This is a genomic window from Streptomyces sp. NPDC005728 (genome assembly GCF_040630895.1).
GTDB lineage: Bacteria > Actinomycetota > Actinomycetes > Streptomycetales > Streptomycetaceae > Streptomyces.
In genome coordinates this window covers 1-1,454 of record NZ_JBEXYL010000288.1, presented here as the reverse complement: position 1 = coordinate 1,454, position 1,454 = coordinate 1, and the positions used below count along the sequence as shown (strand labels likewise).

2 protein-coding genes and 1 pseudogene are annotated in these 1,454 nt (G+C 64.1%); all 3 read right to left on the bottom strand.

The features are described 5' to 3' along the window. Positions 1-99 precede the first annotated feature (99 nt). Positions 100-474 carry a hypothetical protein gene (locus ABZ471_RS48655; RefSeq protein ID WP_359075618.1) on the bottom strand — a complete coding sequence of 125 codons (375 nt, stop codon included), beginning with the start codon at positions 472-474 and terminating at the stop codon, positions 100-102. A 359-nt stretch (positions 475-833) separates the two neighbouring features. Further along, positions 834-1,091 carry a hypothetical protein gene (locus tag ABZ471_RS48650; protein WP_359075617.1) on the bottom strand — a complete coding sequence of 86 codons (258 nt, stop codon included), beginning with the start codon at positions 1,089-1,091 and terminating at the stop codon, positions 834-836. A gap of 116 nt (positions 1,092-1,207) precedes the next feature. Continuing rightward, positions 1,208-1,454 (bottom strand): annotated as a pseudogene (locus tag ABZ471_RS48645) (hypothetical protein); the annotation flags it as partial.

Below are 1,454 nucleotides of genomic sequence, written 5' to 3'. Positions count from 1 at the left end.
CCGGGACACCGGGGAATTCCATGTGGCCGGCAAACCCCGGCTCCCAGAAAGCCGAAATGCCGGACCGGGAAACCCGGTCCGGCATTTGCTGATTGCGCCTCAGAAATCGAAGTGAGGCTTCTCGATGTGCGGCTTCTCGATGTGCGGCTTCTTGAAGCCCTTGGGCAGCTTCGCCGTGTTGGAGCAGTCCACAACCGGACCGACCTTCGTGGGGCCGCCGTTCATCAGCTCGTCCGTGGGAAACACCAGGCGCGGCCGGTCGGTCGTCGAGCAGTCATGCGCCTGCTTGAGGACGTGCTTGCCGTTCTTGTCGGTACGGGTCTCGCTCTTGTGAATGCAGATGGTGTCGCCCAGGGCGGTGCTCTTGCAGTCACCCGAGGGCTCATCGGCGTACGCGTGCGCGGCGCCGACGCAGATCATGGCGAGACTTCCGACGAGCCCCGAGACGGTGGCCATCTTCTGCCGAGTGATCATGTGCTGCGTTCCTTTGCAATGGAGGCCCGGGCGCCTGTGCCGTTGACCGGCATGCGCCCGGGCCTTGGAGAAGGTCGAAACAGAGCCCGGCACCTGGACGCGCTGCCGACCGCGCCCGGCGACGAAATTGCCGCAGCCCGGACGCGCACCCTGGTGGGTTTGCTGCGCGTCCGGGCTGCCTTCGCCATGGGGTATTACTCAGCACACCGTTGAACAGCCCGAGTTGGTTCAGGCCAGGGAGGTTCAGTTCGTGTGATGTGCATAAGGTGTTCCAAAGGATGTCGATGCGCCTGCGGTGACACTCCGAGGTCACGTGCGGGAAAGCGCTGAAACGTGCGCATCGAGGCCTCGGTGCTTCTTTACTTGTCGCCCTCCGGGGCGGCGTACTGGCCGTAACCCTCCTCAGGCGCGGAGGTCTTGTCACCCTCCGGCTGGGCCTGCGGCTGGCCGTAGTTGTAGCCGCCCGCCGTGGCCACGGCGTTGGCCGACGAGTTGGCCACGGCGGTGATCCCCTGGGGGACGTCATCGTAGCCGCCGGCAAAGCTGACGCCGGCGCCGAAGGCGGACAGCCCCGCAAACGCTGCCGCTACGACTGCAGCGCGCTGAAACCTACGCATGGTTGACCCTTTCTCACTAGGGCACGAAGCCCCTGGTTGACTACTCATCGTGAGCATATACACACAATCAGTAGCAATTTGGGATCTTCGCTCCATACGTCGTGTCGGCTCGGGACTCAGCCCAGCAGCTCCGGCAGCTCCATTTTTCCGTCGCCCTTGTCGCGCACCGACGTCGCACCGGAACAGGTCACTTCGGGCCCGATCCGCGTCGTCCCGTTGCCCAGGGCGGCGGGCAATGTAAAGGGTTGCGTCGGCAGGCAGTTCTCGTGGTGGGGAATGAACCCGTCTTCGGGTACCTCACCTTGGATCCGCTGAATGCAGCTGATGTTGCCCTGAATATCGCGGGTGCAGATACCCGGACCT